Annotated in this window: 17 protein-coding genes; 9 read left to right on the forward strand and 8 right to left on the reverse strand. The window is 63.1% G+C overall.

Going from position 1 to position 19,930, the window contains the following annotated elements; genetic code table 11:
* The first annotated feature begins 147 nt into the window (after positions 1–147).
* The 5 genes from POM99_RS19465 (at position 148) to POM99_RS19485 (ending at position 6,747) form a co-directional block, all read left to right on the forward strand.
* A complete protein-coding gene (locus POM99_RS19465) occupies positions 148–906 on the forward strand; it encodes an NAD(P)H-dependent oxidoreductase (RefSeq protein WP_277280353.1) in 759 nt (252 codons plus the stop codon).
* A 257-nt stretch (positions 907–1,163) separates the two neighbouring features.
* Positions 1,164–1,964: an SDR family NAD(P)-dependent oxidoreductase gene (locus POM99_RS19470; protein ID WP_277280354.1), complete on the forward strand. Its 801-nt coding sequence runs from the start codon at positions 1,164–1,166 to the stop codon at positions 1,962–1,964.
* Positions 1,965–2,052: 88 nt separating this feature from the next.
* Positions 2,053–3,270: an acyl-CoA dehydrogenase family protein gene (locus tag POM99_RS19475; RefSeq protein WP_277280355.1), complete on the forward strand. Its 1,218-nt coding sequence runs from the start codon at positions 2,053–2,055 to the stop codon at positions 3,268–3,270.
* Between the two features lie 102 nt (positions 3,271–3,372).
* Complete coding sequence (locus tag POM99_RS19480) at positions 3,373–4,887, forward strand: class I adenylate-forming enzyme family protein (protein ID WP_277280356.1); 1,515 nt, start codon at positions 3,373–3,375, stop codon at positions 4,885–4,887.
* A 129-nt stretch (positions 4,888–5,016) separates the two neighbouring features.
* Positions 5,017–6,747, forward strand: coding sequence for an FAD-dependent oxidoreductase (locus POM99_RS19485; protein WP_277280357.1), 1,731 nt, complete (start codon positions 5,017–5,019; stop codon positions 6,745–6,747).
* A 58-nt stretch (positions 6,748–6,805) separates the two neighbouring features.
* Here POM99_RS19485 and POM99_RS19490 read toward each other — a convergent pair whose 3' ends face one another.
* Positions 6,806–7,648 carry an SDR family NAD(P)-dependent oxidoreductase gene (locus POM99_RS19490; protein ID WP_277280358.1) on the reverse strand — a complete coding sequence of 281 codons (843 nt, stop codon included), beginning with the start codon at positions 7,646–7,648 and terminating at the stop codon, positions 6,806–6,808.
* Between the two features lie 215 nt (positions 7,649–7,863).
* On the opposite strand from POM99_RS19490, the gene POM99_RS19495 reads away from it, so the two are divergent.
* Positions 7,864–8,691 carry an SDR family NAD(P)-dependent oxidoreductase gene (locus POM99_RS19495; protein ID WP_277280359.1) on the forward strand — a complete coding sequence of 276 codons (828 nt, stop codon included), beginning with the start codon at positions 7,864–7,866 and terminating at the stop codon, positions 8,689–8,691.
* 102 nt (positions 8,692–8,793) lie between these two features.
* Here POM99_RS19495 and POM99_RS19500 read toward each other — a convergent pair whose 3' ends face one another.
* From POM99_RS19500 to POM99_RS19515, 4 genes are all read right to left on the reverse strand, one after another.
* Positions 8,794–10,062, reverse strand: coding sequence for an amidohydrolase family protein (locus POM99_RS19500; RefSeq protein ID WP_277280360.1), 1,269 nt, complete (start codon positions 10,060–10,062; stop codon positions 8,794–8,796).
* Between the two features lie 228 nt (positions 10,063–10,290).
* Entirely contained in the window at positions 10,291–11,634 is a 1,344-nt protein-coding gene (locus POM99_RS19505) for an aromatic ring-hydroxylating oxygenase subunit alpha (protein ID WP_277280361.1), read from the reverse strand.
* Between the two features lie 114 nt (positions 11,635–11,748).
* The gene (locus POM99_RS19510) at positions 11,749–12,066 is read right to left on the reverse strand and encodes a 2Fe-2S iron-sulfur cluster-binding protein (protein WP_277280362.1); all 318 of its coding nucleotides are present in this window, start codon (positions 12,064–12,066) and stop codon (positions 11,749–11,751) included.
* A 10-nt stretch (positions 12,067–12,076) separates the two neighbouring features.
* Positions 12,077–13,234: a serine hydrolase domain-containing protein gene (locus POM99_RS19515; protein ID WP_277280363.1), complete on the reverse strand. Its 1,158-nt coding sequence runs from the start codon at positions 13,232–13,234 to the stop codon at positions 12,077–12,079.
* Positions 13,235–13,474: 240 nt separating this feature from the next.
* Here POM99_RS19515 and POM99_RS19520 point away from each other — a divergent pair, with 240 nt between their 5' ends.
* The gene (locus POM99_RS19520; protein WP_277280364.1) at positions 13,475–14,014 is read left to right on the forward strand and encodes a nuclear transport factor 2 family protein; all 540 of its coding nucleotides are present in this window, start codon (positions 13,475–13,477) and stop codon (positions 14,012–14,014) included.
* A gap of 21 nt (positions 14,015–14,035) precedes the next feature.
* Here POM99_RS19520 and POM99_RS19525 read toward each other — a convergent pair whose 3' ends face one another.
* Both POM99_RS19525 and POM99_RS19530 read right to left on the reverse strand, forming a co-directional pair.
* The gene (locus tag POM99_RS19525; protein ID WP_277280365.1) at positions 14,036–15,220 is read right to left on the reverse strand and encodes an acyl-CoA dehydrogenase family protein; all 1,185 of its coding nucleotides are present in this window, start codon (positions 15,218–15,220) and stop codon (positions 14,036–14,038) included.
* Positions 15,217–16,269: an acyl-CoA dehydrogenase family protein gene (locus POM99_RS19530; protein ID WP_277280366.1), complete on the reverse strand. Its 1,053-nt coding sequence runs from the start codon at positions 16,267–16,269 to the stop codon at positions 15,217–15,219. The genes POM99_RS19525 and POM99_RS19530 overlap by 4 nt, the downstream gene beginning before the upstream one ends.
* A gap of 381 nt (positions 16,270–16,650) precedes the next feature.
* Between POM99_RS19530 and POM99_RS19535 the strand changes: the two genes are divergently transcribed.
* Entirely contained in the window at positions 16,651–17,628 is a 978-nt protein-coding gene (locus POM99_RS19535; RefSeq protein WP_277280367.1) for an SDR family NAD(P)-dependent oxidoreductase, read from the forward strand.
* A gap of 29 nt (positions 17,629–17,657) precedes the next feature.
* Positions 17,658–18,815 carry a Gfo/Idh/MocA family protein gene (locus tag POM99_RS19540; protein ID WP_277280368.1) on the forward strand — a complete coding sequence of 386 codons (1,158 nt, stop codon included), beginning with the start codon at positions 17,658–17,660 and terminating at the stop codon, positions 18,813–18,815.
* Between the two features lie 107 nt (positions 18,816–18,922).
* On the opposite strand, the gene POM99_RS19545 is transcribed toward POM99_RS19540, so the two are convergent.
* Positions 18,923–19,789 carry a cytochrome P450 gene (locus POM99_RS19545; RefSeq protein ID WP_277280369.1) on the reverse strand — a complete coding sequence of 289 codons (867 nt, stop codon included), beginning with the start codon at positions 19,787–19,789 and terminating at the stop codon, positions 18,923–18,925.
* Between the last annotated feature and the right edge of the window lie 141 nt (positions 19,790–19,930).

The raw sequence follows: 19,930 nt of genomic DNA on the forward strand, positions 1-19,930 counted from the left end.
GCTGCATCGCGCAGGAACAAGCTTCACGTGGGTGATCCTCTCGCAGGCTTGACGCCGGCGAATTGACACCATTGCATGTCGCTACCTATCTCCCCCCTGCGCCGGGGATCTCGGCCCCCAGAAGCTCACTTTCTGAAAGCAGCATCCATGAAAGTTCTGATCGTATCGGCGCATCCGGAACCGTCCTCGCTGACCAATGCCTTGCGCAATGTGGCGATCAGCCAGCTTGAAGCGGATGGGCACGAGGTGCGGGTGAGCGACCTTTACGCCATGAACTTTCAGCCCTGCGTCGTCCGCGAGGATTTCCCCGCGCTTGCCGAGGGTGAACCCTTGCGCCCTACTGTCGCCTCGATGCAGGCCTCGGCCACGTCCGCGTTCACGCAGGACGTGTTGGACGAACAGGAAAAGGTGCTCTGGGCCGACGCGGTCATCTTTGCCTTCCCGCTGTGGTGGTTCTCGGTCCCGGCCATCATGAAAGGCTGGATCGACCGGGTGTGGACGGCCGGGATCGGCTACCAGCTGTCTGGCGAGCGTTATGGCGCAGGCCGGATGTCGGGCAAGAGGGCGATGATCATGGTCATGATCGGTGGACGCGAAACGTATTTCAGCGCTGGGGGCGTCAACGGCCCGATCGATGACCTGCTGTTCCCGATCACGCACGGGATGCTGTACTATCCCGGCTTTGCCGTCTTGCCCTCACTGCTGGTCTACCGCACCCATCACCTCGATGGCCGCTATGACGAAGTGTGCGATGAAGTGCGCGGCCGGATGCGGGATCTGTTCACCACACCGCCCATTCCGTTCCGTGCGCAGGCTGGAGGCGATTTCGACGAACAGCTCGGCGAGCTGAAGCCTGAGATCGCCCCCGCGACGCCACAGGGCTTTGCGCCGCTCTACAAACCCTGATCGCAACGGCACAAAGTATCCCGGGCTGCCAACCGCAGCGCGCCACAAGTAGCGCGCCGTGCCCTTGCCCCTGCGCCAGATCAGATCTGCACCGCACTGCACGCAAGGGCCTGTCAAAGTATCCGAGATGTAATGTCCAATCGGTCGCGTTGACAGAATCCTGACCCAGATTTCTAATTGCCGGCATTCTCGTTGGTTTAAAGCTGTGCCGAATGAAGTCTTCCTGCCTGCGGGCCAGTTAATTGAGATCCATCACCATGCAATTGCTCGACAAACTCTTCGGCCTCCAGAACAAGACCGCATTGGTCACAGGTGCGGGCAGCGGACTGGGCCAGGTGATTGCCGAAGGTTTCGCAGAGGTTGGAGCGACAGTGATCTGCGCCGACGTCAGCCGCGAGCGGTCCGAAGACGTGGTCGCCCGCATCACGGCTGCCGGCGGCGCTGCCGAAGTCTGCCAGCTCGACGTCTGGAACGAAGCCGCCGTCAGCGCGCTGGCCGCTGAATTCGGTGACCGCAGGCTCGACATTCTGGTGAATTTTGCGGGCGTGGCCACGCCTCCGACCCTCACTCATGAGATGACGACCGAGGACTGGGAACGCGGCGTCGGCATCAGCCTCACCGGAACGTTCTTCATGACCCGCGCCATGCTGCCCAAGATGCGTGAAGCGGGCGGCTCGATCATCAACGTCGCCTCCATCCTCGGCCTCGGTGGCTACTTCCCCGACTTCCCTGCCTCGAGCACGGACTACGCGGCCGCCAAAGCCGGCGTGATCGGCTTTACCCGCCAGGTTGCAGTTGAATACGCGGCTGAAAACGTCCGTGCCAACGTGATTGCGCCGGGCTGGCATGGCGGCACCCGTCTGGGCGATGCGCGCCGCAGAGAACGCACCAAGGAAGAGGAAGAACGCTTCTACACCGAAATGAACCGCCGCATTCCCATGAAGCGCCGGGGCGAAGCCAGCGAGATTCTGGGCCTTGCCCTGTACCTCGCCTCGCCCGCATCGGGTTATGTGACGGGCCAGGTCATCACCCAGGACGGTGGGTGGACCGCATGCTGACGCTGCCCCACCGGCATGGCGCTTCCCGCGTCTTCAATTCCACTCTCTTTGTCGAGCACGGCAAGGCTCAAAACTGAGGCAAGAACGCATGTTTCATGACAAGACTCTGCGCGCCAACCCCGAAGAACACGCCTTGAAGGCGGAGGCTGAGCGTCTTGCGCCGCTGTTCGAGGCCAAAGGGCCGGAAAACGAAGCCGCTGGCCAGTTGAGCCCGGAAACCGTCACGGAACTGCGCGGTAACGGCTTCTTCGGCATGATGGTGCCCAAGGAACTGGGCGGTGCAGATTGCACCCCACTGCAGACCCTGTCCGTGGTGGAATCCCTGTGCCACAGCGATTCCGCAACCGGATGGGTGACGATGGCCGCCAATGTCGCAACGGCATCGGCCGCCGCCTTCCTGCCTGACGAAGGCGTCAGGACCGTGTTCGCCAAGCCGGGCGCAATGGTCGCAGGCGCTGGCGCTCCGCGCGGCAAGGCCGAGATTGACGGCAATGGCTACCGGCTGAGCGGCACCTGGACTTATGGCAGTGGCTGCCTGCATTGCGACTGGATCCATGCCGGCGCGATGATCTACGAAAACGGCGCACCGCGGATGATCCCCGGCACCAACACACCCGAAAGCCGCATCTTCGTGGTCCCGGTCGAGCAGGTCGAGTTCCTCGGCAACTGGGACGTGCTGGGCCTGCGCGCGACCGGCAGTGTCGATTATGCGATCCGCGATGTCTACGTACCGCATGAGATGACCCATTCCGCCTCGGAAGTGGTCGGCAAGCGTGGCGGCAACGGTTATCGCATCGGCGTGGTGGGCTTTAGCGCCCTCGGCCACACCGGCTTTGCGCTCGGCCACGGTCGCCGCATCCTTGATGAATTGCTGGCACTCGTCACATCGCCCACCGGGCGGCCTAGCCCGCTTGCCTCGCTGGGCGGTTCAGATGCCTTCAAGCAGGACTATGCCGTGGCCGAAGGCAAGCTGCGCGCCGCGCGGGCATTCGTCTACGATGTATGGTCAGACATTCAGGACACTGTCGACAAGAGCGAACCGGTCTCGGTCCGCCAGATCACGCTGGCACGTCTCGCGCTCAACCATGCGACGAATGCCATGATGGAAATCTCGGTATTCGCCCACCGCGCGGGCGGTGGCGTCGCTCTGCACGCCGGGCCATTGCAGCGCACGTTGCGCGACAGCTTCGCTGCAACCCAGCACGTCATGGTTTCGGACAACGCCCTGCGCGATTGCGGGCTCGATTTCCTGGGCCTGGCCGAAGGCAAGCGCTGGACGCCGCGAGGACTTGTCGACGCAAACTGATCCGCATCCCGCCTGGTTCGGGCGGATGCAAATGTGGGGTCGCCTGGCCAGCGGGATGTTCATCGCATCCTGCTCGCCCGGCCATGGGGAAAAACTGGACCAATGCTGCCGATCCATATGCTCTATCGGGGGCTGCGCCTTAACCCCAACGGCCATGCCGTAGTCGATGGGGAAGTTCGCCTGACCTATCGCGAGTTGACTCGCCGGGTCGAAGCTGTTGCCAGCTACCTTCAGGAGCGCCTGCCCGAAGAGCAGTCCCGCGTCGGGGTCTGCGGTCACAACAACTGGCAGCACGTCGTGATGATGCTCGGCGTCTTTGCCTCCGGCCACGTCTGGGTTCCGCTCAATCCCCGTAATTCCGCAGCAGAGCTTTCCGGCATTGCCGAAGCCGCCGGGCTAGCGCTGATCGCTGCTGACGAGGACTTCCAGGCCCTGTTCGCGCCTGCCGGGCGGCCGATGATCGGCATGGCCGGAACCGGTGGCTGCGCCCCCCGGGTCGAAGATATCTGCGTCAGCCATGATGGCCGTCGGCCCGCTGACATTGTCCACCTGCAGGAAGCGATCTCCGCAATCAAGTTCACCGGCGGAACGACCGGCCATCCCAAGGGCGTGCTGCAGCCCTATCGCGCCTTCATGAACTGCATCGCCAGCATGCTCGCAACGTTCCAGTTCGCCGAGGACGAGCGCATGCTCGTGGTCGCGCCGCTCACCCATGGCGCTGGGACATTCCTCCTTCCCGTCCTTGCCGCTGGCGGCTGCAGCATCCTGCTTGATGGCGCCAAGGCCCCGCAGATTTCGGAAACAATCCTCAGAGAAGGCGTTACGGCGAGCTTCATGCCGCCGACGCTGATCTATTCGCTGATCGACCACGCAAACGCTGCCGGGATCCGCTACACCGGAATGCGTCACCTGATCTACGGTGCAGCACCCATGCCGATGGCACGGATCCGCCAGGCGCAGGAGGTGTTCGGTCCTCACATCGCCGCGATCTACGGCCAGACCGAAGCACCGACCATGATCGCGGCCATCACGGCCCGCGAACTTGCGCAGGATGAGAACATCGAATCCGTTGGCCGCCCCTGCCCGTTCAACGACGTGCAGATCATGGGGCCCGACGGCACGATCCTGCCCTGCGGCGAAACGGGCGAGGTGGTCATCCGTGGTGACCTCGTCATGCGCGGCTACCTCAATCGGCCCGACCTTACCGAGCAGACCATCGTCGATGGCTGGCTCCACACCGGCGATCTCGGATCGTTTGACGAACGCGGCTATCTCTTCCTCAAGGATCGCCTGCGCGACGTGATCATCTCGGGCGGGTTCAACGTCTATCCGGCTGACGTGGAAACTGTGCTCGCCTCCCACCCGGATGTCGCCGAGGCCTCGGTCATCGCTCGTCCGGACGACTATTGGGGGCAAAGGGTCGAAGCCGCAGTCGTGCTGCGGCAAGGACATCACGTCTCGGAAGCCGATCTTATCGGCTTTGCCAAGGGAGAGCTGGGCTCGGTTCGCGCGCCCAAGGCGATCCACATCCTCGCATCGATGCCGGTCAGCGCGGTTGGCAAGGTCACGCGCAACAGCGTGCTGCGCCTGGTCGAACAGCTCGAACAGGCGAGTTGAAGCACACGATCTTCCAGTTGATCCGGCGGTGCAAATCATACCGTTGATGAACGCAAGCGGCAGGGGCGGTGTGTTGCGGATGAAGTGCCCCGGCTCTACCCCTGACCGATAACGAAGGAGCGCATGCCCGTGACACTGCCCGCACCCGAATCCTTCACGCTCGAAGCGGAATACGATCTGGTCATTGTGGGCAGTGGCGGCGGCTCGATGGTTGCGGCCATTCGCGCGAAACTTGCCGGGCTAAAGCCGGTCATCCTTGAAAAGCGCGACAAGATCGGCGGATCGACCGGCTTTTCGGGCGGCGTCTGGTGGGTTCCCAACAACCACATCCTCAAGCGCTACGGCGTTGAGGATTCGCGCGAGTTGGCTGAGCGCTACATGGCCGCCACGGTGGACTTCGTGGGCAAGGGCACCTCCCCGGCCCGGCGCAAGGCTTTCCTTGATGAAGCACCGGAAATGATCCGCTTCCTCGAGGAACAGGGCATGCAGTTCGACTATCCGGATGGCTGGTCGGACTATTACGACGATCGCGATGGTGGGCAACCGCGCGGCCGCTCGCTGACAGCCACGCCCTACGACATCCGCAATCTCGGCCCGTGGGAAGACCTGCTGTCGCGCGGCACCGCCTTTGCCGGCATTCCGATGCCATCGCTGTACCTGATCAAGATGCTGATGCTCAAGCGAACCTTCGAAGCGAAGAAGATCTTCGCGCGGCTCGCCTTCAGCATCGTCAAGAACAAGATCCTTGGCCGCCACATCCTCGCTCACGGCGCCTCGCTTCAGGGGCGCATGCTGGAAATGGCGCTGCGCCACGGCATCCCGATCTTTGCCAACTTCGCCACCAATGAGCTGATCGAGGAAAACGGTCGGATCGTCGGCGTCAGCGGCACCTATCGCGGTGCGCGCACCACGGTGAAGGCGCGGCATGGCGTCCTCGTCAACGCCGGGGGTTTTGCCCGCAACGACGCCATGCGCCAGAAGTACCAGCGCCACCCGATCAGCGGTTCGTGGACCAATGCCAACCCCGGCGATACCGGCGAAATGCTTGAGGAAATGATCCGCCACGGCGCGGACACGGAAAACCTCGACCTCGCCGTCTGGGTGCCGACCTCGCTCAACCCCGATGGTTCGCTCCCCGCCGGAGCCGTGGGCAAGGATGGAACCGGCAGTCCCTTCATGCATGTCGGCGAAATCGCCATACCGCATTACATGTGGGTCAAGCGCGACGGCAATCGCTTCGTCAACGAGGCCTCATCCTATGTCGAACTGGGTGAGGCGCTGTACCAGAACGATGCTGTCCCGGCTTTTGCGATCTTCGACGATCGGGCCATGCGCAACTATGCCTATGGCACCGCCATGCCCGGCACCAAGCCGATCAAGAAATGGCTGGAATCCGGATTCCTGATCAAGGCCGATACGATCGAGGATCTCGCCCGGCAGGCCGGGATCGATCCTGCCGGCCTCGCCGCCCAGGTGGCCCGCTACAACCGCTTTGCCGAGACCGGAATCGACGAGGAATTCCATAAGGGCGAACGGCAATACGACCGTCTGCGCGGCGATCCGACGCACAAGCCGAATCCCTGCGTCGGCTCCATCGCCCACGGGCCGTTCTATGCCACCCGCATCTTCCCCGGCGATGTCGGCACCTTCGGTGGTGTCGTGACCGATGAACGCGCCCGGGTGCTGAAGGCCGATGGCTCGGTGATCGAAGGGCTCTATGCCACCGGAAACTGCACCTCGTCTGTGATGGGACGGTCCTATCCAGGGCCGGGCGCCAGTATCTCTCCCGCTTTCACCTTCGGCGATATTGCGGCCAAGGACATTATCGCCAGAGCAGGCAATTCGGCGGACAGGGCCTGATATCAATTCCCCAGCGTGGTTGCTCCGGGGGTGAGTTGCACGCGCACAACGGTCGCGTTCAGTTGATGGACCGGCACACACCGCCATCGACACGATAGTTGCTGCCTGTCATATAACCCGCCTGCGGGCTGGCCAGAAACGCCACCATCCGCGCAATATCTTCGGGCCTGCCAAAATGCTTCGTCGGCTGCGGGATCACCTCGGTGGTAAAGCGGCGCTCGATCTCGGCCCACTCGGGCGTGCCCCAGCCCAGTTGCCTGGCCCATTCGACGAAGCCACTGCGCACACCCTCGGTGGCGATGGTGCCCGGCGTCACTGAATTGACCGTCACGCCAGTGCCGCCAAGCGATTTGGCAAGGCCGCTGGTCAGGTTGGTGATGGCCGCCTTGGCTGGCTGGTAATCGGCAAGATCGGGCTCGGTCTGCGTGGCCGAAGCGCTCGATATGTTGATGATCCGCCCGAAGCCCCGTTCGATCATGCCCGGCGCCAGTGCCTGGATCAGGCGAACGGTCGATCCGACGTTCTGCTCGTAGGTCCAGCGCCAGTCGTCCCATGGCGTCTCCAGCCACGGACGGTTGAAGGTTTCAGCTTTGGTATCCGGGCGATTGACCGCGGCCATGCCACCGGCATTGTTGACGAGGATGTCCACCCCGCCCAAGACCTCCAGTGCCCGCTCAGCCACCCGCGCGCAGTCTTCCTCCTGGCTCAGTTCGCCGGTCACGTAGGACGCATTCGCGCCCTGATCGACCAGTCCCTGCGCCACGGCCCTGGTCTTGGCCTCGTCTCGGCCGTGCACCATGACCACCGCCCCTTCGGCGGCAAGCATCCGCACGATGGCCGCGCCGATGCCCGAACTGCTGCCCGTAACCAGTGCGCGTTTTCCGGTCAGTTCAAGGTCCACAATCGGTCTCCCATGATATCGTATTTGCCCGGATGCTAAGGTGCACGCAGACCGGGTCCCAAGGGAAAACGGGCGGCTCACCCTCGATCCTGCCACCTGTTACACATGTGATTTGTCCCCGCCGCGCGTGTGCAAAGCCATGGGCCAGGGCCTATGCTTGGCGATGTTGCAGGTCTCGGATCACGCGAGACTGCGGGAAGAGGAGGAATGCTGCAGTGGCTCTAACTGGAGAACTGGAGGGGAAGGTCGCGATCGTTACCGGCGCAGGGCTTCCCGGCAACATCGGCTCAGAAACGGCTGCGGTTCTGGCGCGTGAAGGGGCGAAGGTCGTGCTGGCCGACGTGGACCACGAAACCGTGCGCCGAACCACGGATGCCCTTGCCGCCAAGGGCCACGACGTTGCCTGCTTTGCTGCCGACATTTCCAGCGAACAGGCGGTCAAGGACCTGATTGCCTTCACCATCGATACGTTCGGGCGCCTCGATGCGATCGACAACAACGCTGCACGAACCTCGGCCGATCAGGATCTGCTGGTGGGCGACATGGATGTCGACTGGTGGGACGAGACCTTTGCCGTCAACACCCGTGGCACGATGCTGATGTGCAAGCACGCGATCCCGGCGATGATCAGGAACGGCGGCGGCTCGATCATCAACATCAGCTCGGGCACGGTGGTCGGCGGAAACTTCTTCTCGACCGCCTATGCCAGTTCCAAGGGCGCGGTCGAAACCCTGACCCGTTACATTGCCACCCAGTACGGCTCCCAGGGCATCCGCTGCAACGCGGTCTCACCCGGCCCCGTGCTTACCTCCTCGCTCAAGAAGGGCCTGCCGGACGACCTGCGTGAAATCTTCCGCCGCCACACCCTGATCGGCAAGTATGCCGCGCCTGCGGAAATCGGCGAAGTCGTCTCCTTCCTCGCCTCTGACCGCTCCAGCTTCGTCACGGGCCAGGTGATCCAGGTCGATGGCGGCATCGCCTCGCACCTGTCCACCTCGGTCGAGATTGCCGAACTGATGGCCGGAGGCACTGTCCCCCAGTAACCGTCAAGACCACTGCGCTCCCGCCGTGCGCTGGGAGCGACAACAGAAAAGGGGCGCGTGCTGGATGCACGCGCCCCTCTTTCTTTTGGTTCGACTGGCGGATCAGCCCGGAAGACCGGTGCGGCCCTTCGGCAGCATGCGGCGGCCATTCTCGAACATGATCTTGCGGATGTCTTCTTCCGACATGCCCCGCAGCGCTTCGTCCGCAAAATCCCGCGGTTGGGCGACGCCCTCGGCGTGCGGATAGTCTGAACCCATCAGGATGCAGTCAGAAGTACCAATGTCCTCGACGATCTTGCGGATGTCGTCCTCTGGGTAGGCAACGACGAAGCAGTGGCGCTTGAAGATCGCGCTCGGGCGTTCCTTCAACTGGCCCATCGGCCAATAGCCGTTGCGAGCCATGCCGCGCATCTTGTCCATCTTGTAAAGGCAGCGGGGCAGCCATTCCGCACCGTTCTCGACACTGGCGATCTTGATGTTCGGGAAGCGCTCGAAGAAGTTCCAGTAGACGAACGACGCCATGGTCATCATCACCGGGATTTCCGAATAGCAGAACATCCACTGCCACGCGGTCTGGCCCTCGCGGCGCGACATCATCGGCTTTTCGCCCCACAACTCGATCAGCGGGTGCATGAAGTTGGCTTCGGAGACGTGGAACGTCACGACGACGCCGGCATCGTTGAGCACCTGCCACACCGGGTCAAAGGCCGGGTCAGCCGGAGCCTTGCCGTTGACCGGCCCCATCGGCATGACCACGACGCGCACACCGTTTTCGACCAACCACTTGGCTTCCTGAACGGCCCAATCAACATCGTTGAGCGCGAGGATCGGGGTCGCATAGACGCGATCCTCGACGTTCAGGCCCCATTCCTCGACCAGATACTGGTTCCAGGCGTGGAACACCGCGTTCATCCCCTCGGGCCCCTTCTGGTCGGCCAGCACGCCGAGAACGCCGAAAGTCGCGACGAATTCACCGACGAACATGATCGAGCCATCGACGCCGAATTCGCGCATCTTGGCAACGCGGGCATCGCGCTCGTACATGTCCAAGGTAACATCCGCCGAGGCATCCACCGCGATGCCGGTGTTGATGGCCATCAGCCATTCTTTCAGCTTCCCCGGCGGGGGGATCTTGCCGTCTTCGCGGATGTCGGCGTTCTGGACACAGGTTTCACCAACGAACAGTCCGAACTTGCCATCTTCGCCGCGCTTGCGGGCAGGCAGCCATTCGCGGTGATACTTTTCCGGCAGGTACTTGGAAAAGAACGAATAGTCCTTCTCCTGGATGTGGGTGTCACCGTCAAAGATCGGACCGTCGTAAACCGGGGCCGTGTTGTCGATGGACTTGAGCGCTGTCTGTTGACCAGCCACGATGTTCTCCTTGGTCGACTTGAAAAATGCAGAACCGTCGCAGACTCGATGGAAGTCCGGTTCACGACAGCACCATACGCCTCCCATCGGCCTCAACCAAACAAAACCGAACGATCGCTCGGTTCATCAAATAGGGAATATGTTGCCCCCTCGCCCCACCAGACAGCTGCCGGTGAGCCTACCATTGTCCGACGAACGAGCGCTCCGCCCTTCCAGCTGCTCAGCAGCTCAGATGCCGCCGGTCGATTGTCCCAGCACATACCGCTCCAGCGTCTGGTGGAAGTTTATCACCTCCATCTCCTGCACCGGGTTTGGTCGTGCGTAACGGAACTTGCTGGACTTCATCCCGGCCTGGACCTCGGTCATGTTCGCAATGTCCTGATCAAGGATAAGCCCGACGCTCTCGGTCGTCGGATCGGTGATGATCCGGGTCTCGACCTTCGGCTCCTTGCCCGGGCCATAGCGCTTGAGTGACCAGATTTCGTAGATGCACTTGTCCGGATTCTCCGGATCGCGATGGTCCGGCCGGGCGCGATACCAAAGCGCCCCGTCAAAATAGGGCAAGGTCACGCAATTGGGGAAAATGTGCCAGTCACTCCCGGCCTGGGCCATGGCTTCGAAGGTCAATGCCTCGGGATACTGCGTGCCATCCTCGATTGCCGCCTGTCGGCCCAGCTCGATCGCGGTGACCATCGCAGTCATGGCGTCGGTCCCTTGCGGCAGGACCTCGCGAATCCTCTTGGCCGCTTCGTAATCGCGGTCGGTCTGGATCGCGTTGAGGTCTTCCTCGATCTGGCGGAAGAACTCGATCACGCCTTCGCGCGGATCCTCGAAACCTTTGGTCGCAAGCCGCGGTGACGGGGTGCCGAGCGGCTGGACATCCTTCCAGTAGCCGAAATGGGCGTGCTTTCCCTGGGCATAGCTCTGCGTATAATCGTTGCCCGCGACCTGGATCAGCTGAGGATGAGTGGCAGCCACGTGATAGCCTTCCATGAAGGCTTCGAGTGCCACCTTCCAGTTCACCTGGAGGTGGAGTTCAACCTTCCAGCGGAACCGCATCTCCTGCAATTCGAACGGATCGAGGTACTGCGGGATGGTCTCGAGGTACTCGGCAAGGCTCTCGCCCTCCATGTCCATGCAGATCCAGACGAAGCCGCCCCAGGTATCGACCCGCACCGGCCAGAGGTCGAGCCGCTCGTCGTCCAGCGCCCCTTCCCAGTCGTGGCGATCAAGGACCTGGGTGTTCTTGCCTTCGAGGTTGAAGGTCCAGCCATGGTACTTGCAGCGGAACTGCTGGGCACGCCCGCAGCCGTCGGCCAGACGACGTCCGCGATGCGGGCAGACGTTGTGATAGGCCACCAGCCCATCCTTGCCGCGCGCCACCACGATGGATTCATTGGCCACGTTGAAGGTCAGGTAGTCACCAACCCCCTTCAGCTCCTCCTCGCGCCCGGCGACCAGCCAGACCTTGCCCCACAGGTGCTCGTTCTCGCCCCGCGCAAATTCGCGCGAGAGGTAGTTTTCCGGCCGCAGCTTTGGCAGGGGGCCGGCGGGCTTGGGTTGCGTAGCCATCTCAACTTGCTCCTCTTCTCACCGGCAACCTGCCTCGGGCCTGACCCGGTATTGGCGGTGCCGCCATCCTGCGCGCCACAAGCAGGTGCTTGCGGTAGATTTTCGAATTCACGCTCATTGCCATGAGGGCAAGGTGAACACCGCACCCTCAAGACCATCTTCCCCGACGATCTGGCACGTCAGCCGGCTGTTGGCCCTCCGCTCGGCCAGACAATCCAGCAGATCGGCCTCGGCTGCGGAAGGTGCGGGAACCTGCCCGCCCTCGCCTGCCGTCACATAGCAGTGGCAGGTCAGACAGTTCATGAACCCGCCGCATTCGCCGATGATGCCTTCGATGCCGGCCGCACGGGCCGCCCTCATCACGGTTTCGCCGCGCCGCACGTCAACCTGCGCAGCTGCACCATCGGGATCAATGAAGGTAACCGTGGGCACTGGCTTGGCCTCAATCGATCCCGAGGTCGGCCCGGATCGCCTCGGCGATGATGAAGGCTGTATCCTCCTCGCGCGTTTGCGGTGCCTGCATCCGGTTGTGCGCAATGGCGACGGCCAGTTTCGTCTCCGGATCGGCAAAGCCGATAGAGTTGCCCGCACCGGGATGGCAGACCGCCCGCTGGTGCTTGGCCGCACGGACGGAAAATGTGTCGCCGCCCAGCCAGAAGCCGGCGACGCCAAGGGGGACCGGCATCCCGAACATCACCGGGTCGGGCTCGTCGCTAATCGGGCGCGGCGTGTTGAACGTGGCGACCAGATCGGCCGGAAGGATGCGCACGCCGTCAAGCTCACCGCCTTGTGCAATCATCGCCCAGAACCGGGCACAGCTGCGCGCGGTAAAGATCCCACCCACTCCGGCAATCGGCGCACGACGGACATCGGGCCGTTCGAACACTTCGGGGACCAGATCCACCTGCGGCGGCATCGAGGCAGTGTAGAGCGGCGGCAGGTATTCCGGCGGCACCACCGGCATGGCGTTTACCAGCTTGGCAACGCGCGGCAGCTGTTCGTCCGGCAGGCCCACCCAGATGTCCGGCGCGCTGATCGGCAGGGCGATTTCCTCGCGGATGAACGTGCCGATATCGCGGTGCGCCGGATCGGTCCGCCTCACGATTTCGCCCACGAGCCAGCCGAAGGTCATCGACAGGTATAGCGCCTTTTCACCCGGAGGCGCCAGCGGGGTCAGGGCGGCGATGCCCTTCGTCATCCACTCCCAGTCGCACATCAGTTCGGGCGTGACGCCCTCGGGCATCTGCGGAATGCCGGCGCGATGAGTCAGCACGTCGCGAACCGTGGTCGGCTCCTTGCCGTTGACCCCGAACTCCGGCCAGTAATCCATGACCCGGGCGTCGTAGTCCACCAGCCCGCGCGCAACCTGAATGTGGAGGGCAGTTGCGGCCATCGGCTTGGTCACCGAAAACATGTTGAACAGCGTATCGCCGTCGACCGCACGGCCGGTCGCCGGATCGGCAACGCCGCCCCATGAATCGATCACCAGCTTGCCATCAAGATAAGCGGCGACCTGAACCCCGATCTCGCGCCCCTCCGCGATCAGCCGCGCGAGCGTGGCATCCACGTTCTTGGAACGGGCAAGGACTTGGGCGGACATCTGCACTCCTGAATGCTTTTCGTTGCAGCCGACGGCGAACGCCGTCAGGCGAACGCCATGTTCCGGGCCGGGCGAAGGTCGCACATGGCATGGTCAAATCCAAGGGCGGGACCGCCGCGGCCCGCCCTGGCGGCACTTGATCACATGCCGGATAAACTCAGGCCCGAGTGGGTTGTCCGGCGCTTGCGCTTATGCTGCCCGATCAAAGGCGCAAGATCGCGCCGCCGATGGGAGTTGGACATGGATGAAGATCTCGCCGCAACGATCCGCGAACTGAAGGACCGGCAGGAAATCCTCGACTGCCTGCACCGCTATTGCCGGGGTGTCGACCGGTTCGACCGGGCGGCGGTGCGGTCAGCCTATCATGATGACGCGATCGATGATCACGGGGAATATGTCGGCGGGGTGGAGGGTTTCATCGACTGGGCCTTTGCCTATCACGAGCAGCATCAGCTGCGCACGCTGCACAGCATCTCCAACCACTTGTGCGAGATCGACGGCAATGTCGCCCACGCCGAGACCTATTTCACGTTCTACTCGGTCAACCGCGAGGCGCCATTTCAGTCAACCACGTCTGGCCGCTATATCGACCGGCTGGAACGGCGCGATGGCCGGTGGGGCATCGTCCGGCGCATCTGCGTGATCAATGCCTTCGGCAGCGCCTTTGACCCGGAAGGCAAGGCAGGCGACGGGGCGTTCTTCCCCTCGCGCCGCGACCTTGACGACCCGGCCTACATGCGTCCGCTGGAAATAGACCCTGCGCGTCTCACGTCGCGCTGAACCGGGTGTGGCTCTGCCCCGTCAACCGCGGGGCAGGCCCAGCCCACGTTCCGCGATCAGGTTGCGCATGATCTCGTTCGTGCCTCCCGAAATGGTCCAGGCATAGGAGTTGAGGAAGTCGAACATGCCCACAAACCGGCTCTGGGCATGGAAGCTGCGCCGGACATGGCCCTCAAGCCCTTCGATCCGCGCCACCAGATCGCTGATCTTCTGGATGACCGTGGTCTGGTAAAGCTTGATCCGGGCCGAAGCCATGGCGGTCGACGCATGCGGAGCGCCATTCTCATGGTCGTGCAACAGATCGCGGATCAGTCGGCGGCTGGCCTGCAGATCGCCCAGCAGGGTCATGAACTGTCGGCGCAGCTCATCATCGTCGAGCCACTCCGCATTCACCGCGCGGGCGGCGCGGTAATAGTTCTCCATCAGGTGGCGGCGGCGCTCGGCTGCTTCGAAGGCGAGCACGCCGCGTTCTGACGCCAGCGTCGCCTGGGCCACCCGCCAGCCGTCGTTCTCGGCCCCGACCAGATTGGCCACCGGCACGCGCACGTCGGTCAGGAACAGCTCGGAAAAGTCGCTGTGGCCGTCGATCTGCTCGATCGGGCGCACTTCCAGACCGGGCGTGTCCATGTCCATGATCAGGAAGGATATGCCGGCGTGCTTGGCCACGTCCGGGTCGGTCCGGACCAGCAGGATGCAGTGCTGGGCATAGCGCGACATCGACGACCAGATCTTCTGGCCATTGATCACGTAGTGGTCGCCATCGCGCACCGCACGGCAGCGCAAGGATGCGAGATCCGATCCCGCACCCGGCTCGGAAAAGCCCTGGCACCAGACTGCTCCCTGCGATGCCGGGGGAAGATAACGCGCGCGCTGATCAGCATTCCCGCAGGGGATCAGGGTGCCGGGCAGGTGATTGAGCGTGACGATGTAGACATCGAGTGGCGGCGCCCCGGCTCGCGCCATCTCGTCAGCTACGATCATCTGGCCCGAGATACCGAGATCGACCCCGCCGTATTCCTCCGGCCAGTGCGGCACAGAAAGGCCCTCGGTGGCGAGTTGCCCAAACCACCAGCGCTGGAATGCCACGTTTTCATCTTCGGTCCCACGCTCCGCCACCTCGGCCCAGTCCTCTGGCAAGGTCTGCGCGATCCAGTCGCGGATCGCAGCGCGAAAGGCAGAGACGTCATCTCTCAGATCAATGATCATTGCGCCAACTCCAGCACGTCATGGCCACCCTGAAGCGCGGCAGCAAATGCCTGTTCGGCGCAGTCGCGCAGGCGTCCGTTCGACGAAAGCAACATCTCGTTCAGTCGCACCCGCTTCAGGAAAACGTGGGGATCGTATTCCCGCGTAAAGCCGACGCCGCCATGCAGCTGCACGCAGTCAGCGCAGACCTTTACCGCAGCGTCGGTCGCGTTGGCTTTCGCCAAAGCCGACCACAGACCGGCACCGGGCCCGCCTTCGTCAACATGCTCTACTGCCTGCAGCACCAGCTGTTCAGCCCCGCCTGCATTGACGAGATGGTTGGCCACGCGGTGCTTGAGCGCCTGGAACGAACCGATTGGGCGGCCGAACTGCTCACGCTCCTTCATGAAGGTCACGGTCCGGTCCAGGATGCCGCGCGCAGCGCCCACGCTGTCTGCGGCCAAGGCAATCGCATAGGCTGCCTCGGCCCTTGCCTTCATCCCGGCCAGTGTCGCAATGGGTCGCACCGCCGCCCGCTGCAAACGCACCATGCTGCGCGTCTCGTCCCAGATCACGACGCTCTCAAGCGCCGCATCGGCAAGATCGACCAGTACAAGATCATCGCCCTCACCGGGCAACAGGGCCGCCCTCGCCGAACACTCGCCCAGCAGCATCATGCCGTCCTTCGGCGCCAGGTCGAAGCGTGCCGCGATCGCCAGCGTGGCGGAACCAGCCACTACTTCTCCGACCAGCGCCGCCACGGCATCGGCGTTTGCAACTGTGCTGTTGACCAGCGCATCGAGCGCGACGCTCTGCGCGAGGAAGGGACCGGGAGCCCCGACACGGCCGAGTTCCTGATTCAGCGCAGCCAGCCCGGCCGCGCCCAATCCGATTCCGCTGGCCGCTTCGGGCAAGGCAATAAGCAACCAGCCCAGATCGGCAGCCAGTCCGGCAAGGCGCTCGTCCAGCGGGTCATGGCCGTCGATGAATTTGTGCACGGCAAGGCCAGGGCATTCCTCGGCCAGGACCGAGGCGATGCTCTCGCGCACTTCAGCCAGCATTTCGTCCATCCAGGGCGCTCCCGTTACTCGATATCTCAGGATCATCAGTAGAGGTCCAATGGAGTGCAGCCTATCGTCCGACAACCTGTATCGCTGGTCCGCCTGCTCCTGCCGCCCAAGCTATCAGCATATCGATAAGTAGGATGGCCGGACCCGCCTCTTGGGACATTCGCCGCCACTCCCGACCGCAAGCGGATACCGCCGACGTACCGCCACCTCTATCTGGACTACGTCTGGTTCGACGCAGGCGGCCGGACCGATTTCGGCCCGGTCAAAGGCAGCACTTTCGCCTGACCCGCTCGAAATCCCCTACATGATCGCGTCACGTGGCCCACTTTACACCCTGCGGCCATGCCATAGCTTTATGGACATTGGGCAGAGAGGTGTAAGATGACGGATATCCGCTTTGATGGTCGCGTTGCGATCGTGACCGGTGCTGGCAACGGCTTGGGCAAGACTTATGCGCTTGAACTCGCGCGGCGCAGGGCAAGGGTCGTGGTCAATGACCTTGGCGGCAGCGGGTCCGGCACCGGCGCTTCGGCAATGGCGGCAGAACTGGTGGTGCAGGAGATCCGCGATGCCGGCGGCGAAGCCATCGCCAATGCCGACAGCGTCGCGACACGCGAAGGTGGCAACGCGATCGTCCAGGCCGCGTTGGATACTTGGGGAAAGGTCGATGTGCTGATCAGCAACGCCGGATTCCTGCGCAACAACCGGTTCGAGGATCTGACCGACCAGGAAATCGATCCGATCATCGACGTTCACCTGAAGGCCGCTTTCTACGTCGGCCAACCGGCATACCGAGCGATGCGCGCCAAGGGCTACGGCCGCATCCTGTTCACCGGATCAGCCTCCGCCATGTTCGGCCATGCATGGCAGGCAAACTATGCCGCCGGCAAAGGCGCCATGCTCGGCCTGTCGAACGTGGTGGCGATCGAAGGCTCGGCTTATGGCATCACTTCTAACGTAATCTTGCCCACCGCGTCGTCGCGGCTGGAAGCGGAAATGACCCCCGGCTTCATGGAGATCCCGGAATTCGCCAAGGCATTCCAGAATGCCGACTTCTCGTTGGCGCAGGAGCGGATCGGGCCAGAATTCAATACTCCGCTGGCACTCTATCTCGTAAGCGAAGCCTGCACCGCCACCCACGGCGTCTACAGTTGCAACAGCGGGCGCTATGCCCGCGTGCGGATCTGCGCGGCAGAAGGCTGGGTGTCACCCAAAGGCAGCGTCCCTCCAACCCTTGAACAGATCGCCAGCAATTTCGAACAGATCTGCACCCTTGGTGAGTATACCGAGCCGATGACTCCATATGACGAATTCACCTCGGCAGTGAAAGCCGCACGCAAGCAGGGCGTCTATCCCTGATCGCCCAACTCTTGGCTAGGAATACGACAATGACCACCCGGATCGGCATAATCGGTGCCAACTGGAGCCTGAAGGTCCATGGCATGATCTGGCAGCAGTTTCCCGACGTGGAAGTGGCTGCAGTCTGCACCGCGCACCAGGAAACGGCAGAAGCTGCGGCAAAAGCGTTCAACATCCCCAAGGCGTACTGGGATGTGGCGGATCTGGTCGCCGACCCTGACATCGACATCATCGACGTTGGCAGTCGCCCGGCCTATCGTCCGCCGATGGTCATGGCCGCGCTCAATGCGGGCAAGCATGTCTATGACGCCCTGCCCTTTGCGCTTACTCTGGATCAGGCGCGCGAACAGACCGAACTGGCCAGGACCAAGGGGTTGGTGGGCACGGTCGATGCCCAGTTCCGTTGGGGCTCGGCCGCGCTGCAGATGAAGCAGATGATCGACGAGGGCTTTCTCGGCAACATCCTCGGCTTCAACATGCAACTGCTGATGCCGCTGTGGGAGCGAGATGGCCTTGCTTACCCTGCCTGCGCCTATCCCGAAGGCGGGATGGACCCCTACCTGTGGCTGGCAGACAAAAGCAGCGGTGGCAGCGCGTGGCGGAATTTCGGCACCCACTCCACGCTGTTCCTGACCCACCTGATCGGCCCTGTGGCAGAGATCACCGGCATGCACGCCACCGGGATCAAGGAATGGCCGCTGCCGGATGGCACCGTGCTCAAGCCTGATACCGCCGACCTTGGCTGTGCCACCATGCGGATGGCCAACGGCGCGATCGGCAATCTCCAGACAGGCTGGTGCGTGCCCGATTCCGAAGTGATGCGGATCGAGATCTGGGGCGATCGCGGGCGCCTCGTCTACACCGATCCCACCTTCGGCGACGGAGTCAGCGGACGGCTTTATGCAGGGCCGGTCGCCACAAAGGAATACGGCGCGCTCACGGGCGGACTGGTCGAGGTCGAACCGCGCCATTTCGCGGTGCCAGGTTTGCCATGGAGCAAGGAAAACAACCCACCCTACATGGTCGCGATGAGTTGGATGTTCCACAACATGCTCGAAGCGATCAAGGGCAATGTCCCGGCCTCACCCAGCTTCGAGGAGGCGTTGCACGCCCACGCTGTCGTCACCGCGCTGGAGATGTCCCAGGAAACCGGGCGGCGGATCGCGATCGCCGATCTTCTCGTCTGACCTGAGGCTTGGCCCGCAAGGAAAAACGGGGAGCCAAGGAAAAACGGGGAGCGCCACCGGCGCTCCCCGTTTTTCCTTGCTCCCACCAAAGTGGTGGCAGCCCGATCTTAACGGTCAAACCGCACGTAGATGTGTTCAGGTACGCGCATCATCATGCCGCGGATCAGCGGCTCGGGCTTGTCAGGATCGAGCCGCAGGTTCGGCAGGTGATCGAGCACGGCATGCAGCGCCCGGGTCATTTCCACCCGCGCCAGATGCTGCCCCACGCAGATGTGCGGCCCGCGCGAGAAGGAATAGTGCGCCAGGCGCTTGCGGTGGATGTCGAACCTGTCGGGATTTTCATGGAGCGACGGGTCACGGTTCACCGCACCTGCCACCACGTCGATGTATGATCCTGCCGGAATGGGCACGCCGCCCAGTTCGGTATCTTTCACTGCAACGCGCAGCTGGGTCAGCACCGGGCCGTCCCAGCGCAGCGCTTCCTCAATGGCCGCGCCGATCAGCGAGCGATCCTGGCGCAGGGCCTCCAGCTGGTCCGGATTGCGCAGCAGCGCCGTGAGCAGGATGCTGGTCCCGCGATAGGTCGTGTCGCCCGCTGCGTTCATCAGCTGGCGCAGGAACGAGATCAGCACCAGTTCGGGCAGATGGTCGCCATCCACCTCGGTATTGGCGAGCAGGCTGACGAGGTCGTCACCCGGCTCGGCCCGGCGTGCGTCGATCAGGCTCTTGAAGTAGTGGCCCAGCTTGACCCCGGCCTCGCGCGCCTGCGCCATATGGTCGAAATCGGTCTGCCCGATGGCGAGGCGCTGGAACGTGTTCACGTCCGAACGCGGCAGGTTGAGCTGCTCGTAGATGACCTCGAAGGGATAGCTGTGCGTGAACTCCTGCACCAGGTCCGCTTCCCCCCGCTCAAGGAAGCTCCCCATCAGGCTGTTGACCACGGGATCGACGATGGTCTCGCCCCAGGTCTTCACATATTGCGGCAGAAATATGGCTCTTTTGAAAAACGAGTGGGTCAGGTTGCATGCTGATTGAGTTTTCCGAAGTCCAGCTTGCCAGCGAGCAGGAACACCATGGTGCGGATGGTGGAGAAGCTCGCGTAGCCACGCGCCTTG

The organism is Novosphingobium cyanobacteriorum (assembly GCF_029436685.1).
Classification (GTDB): domain Bacteria; phylum Pseudomonadota; class Alphaproteobacteria; order Sphingomonadales; family Sphingomonadaceae; genus Novosphingobium; species Novosphingobium cyanobacteriorum.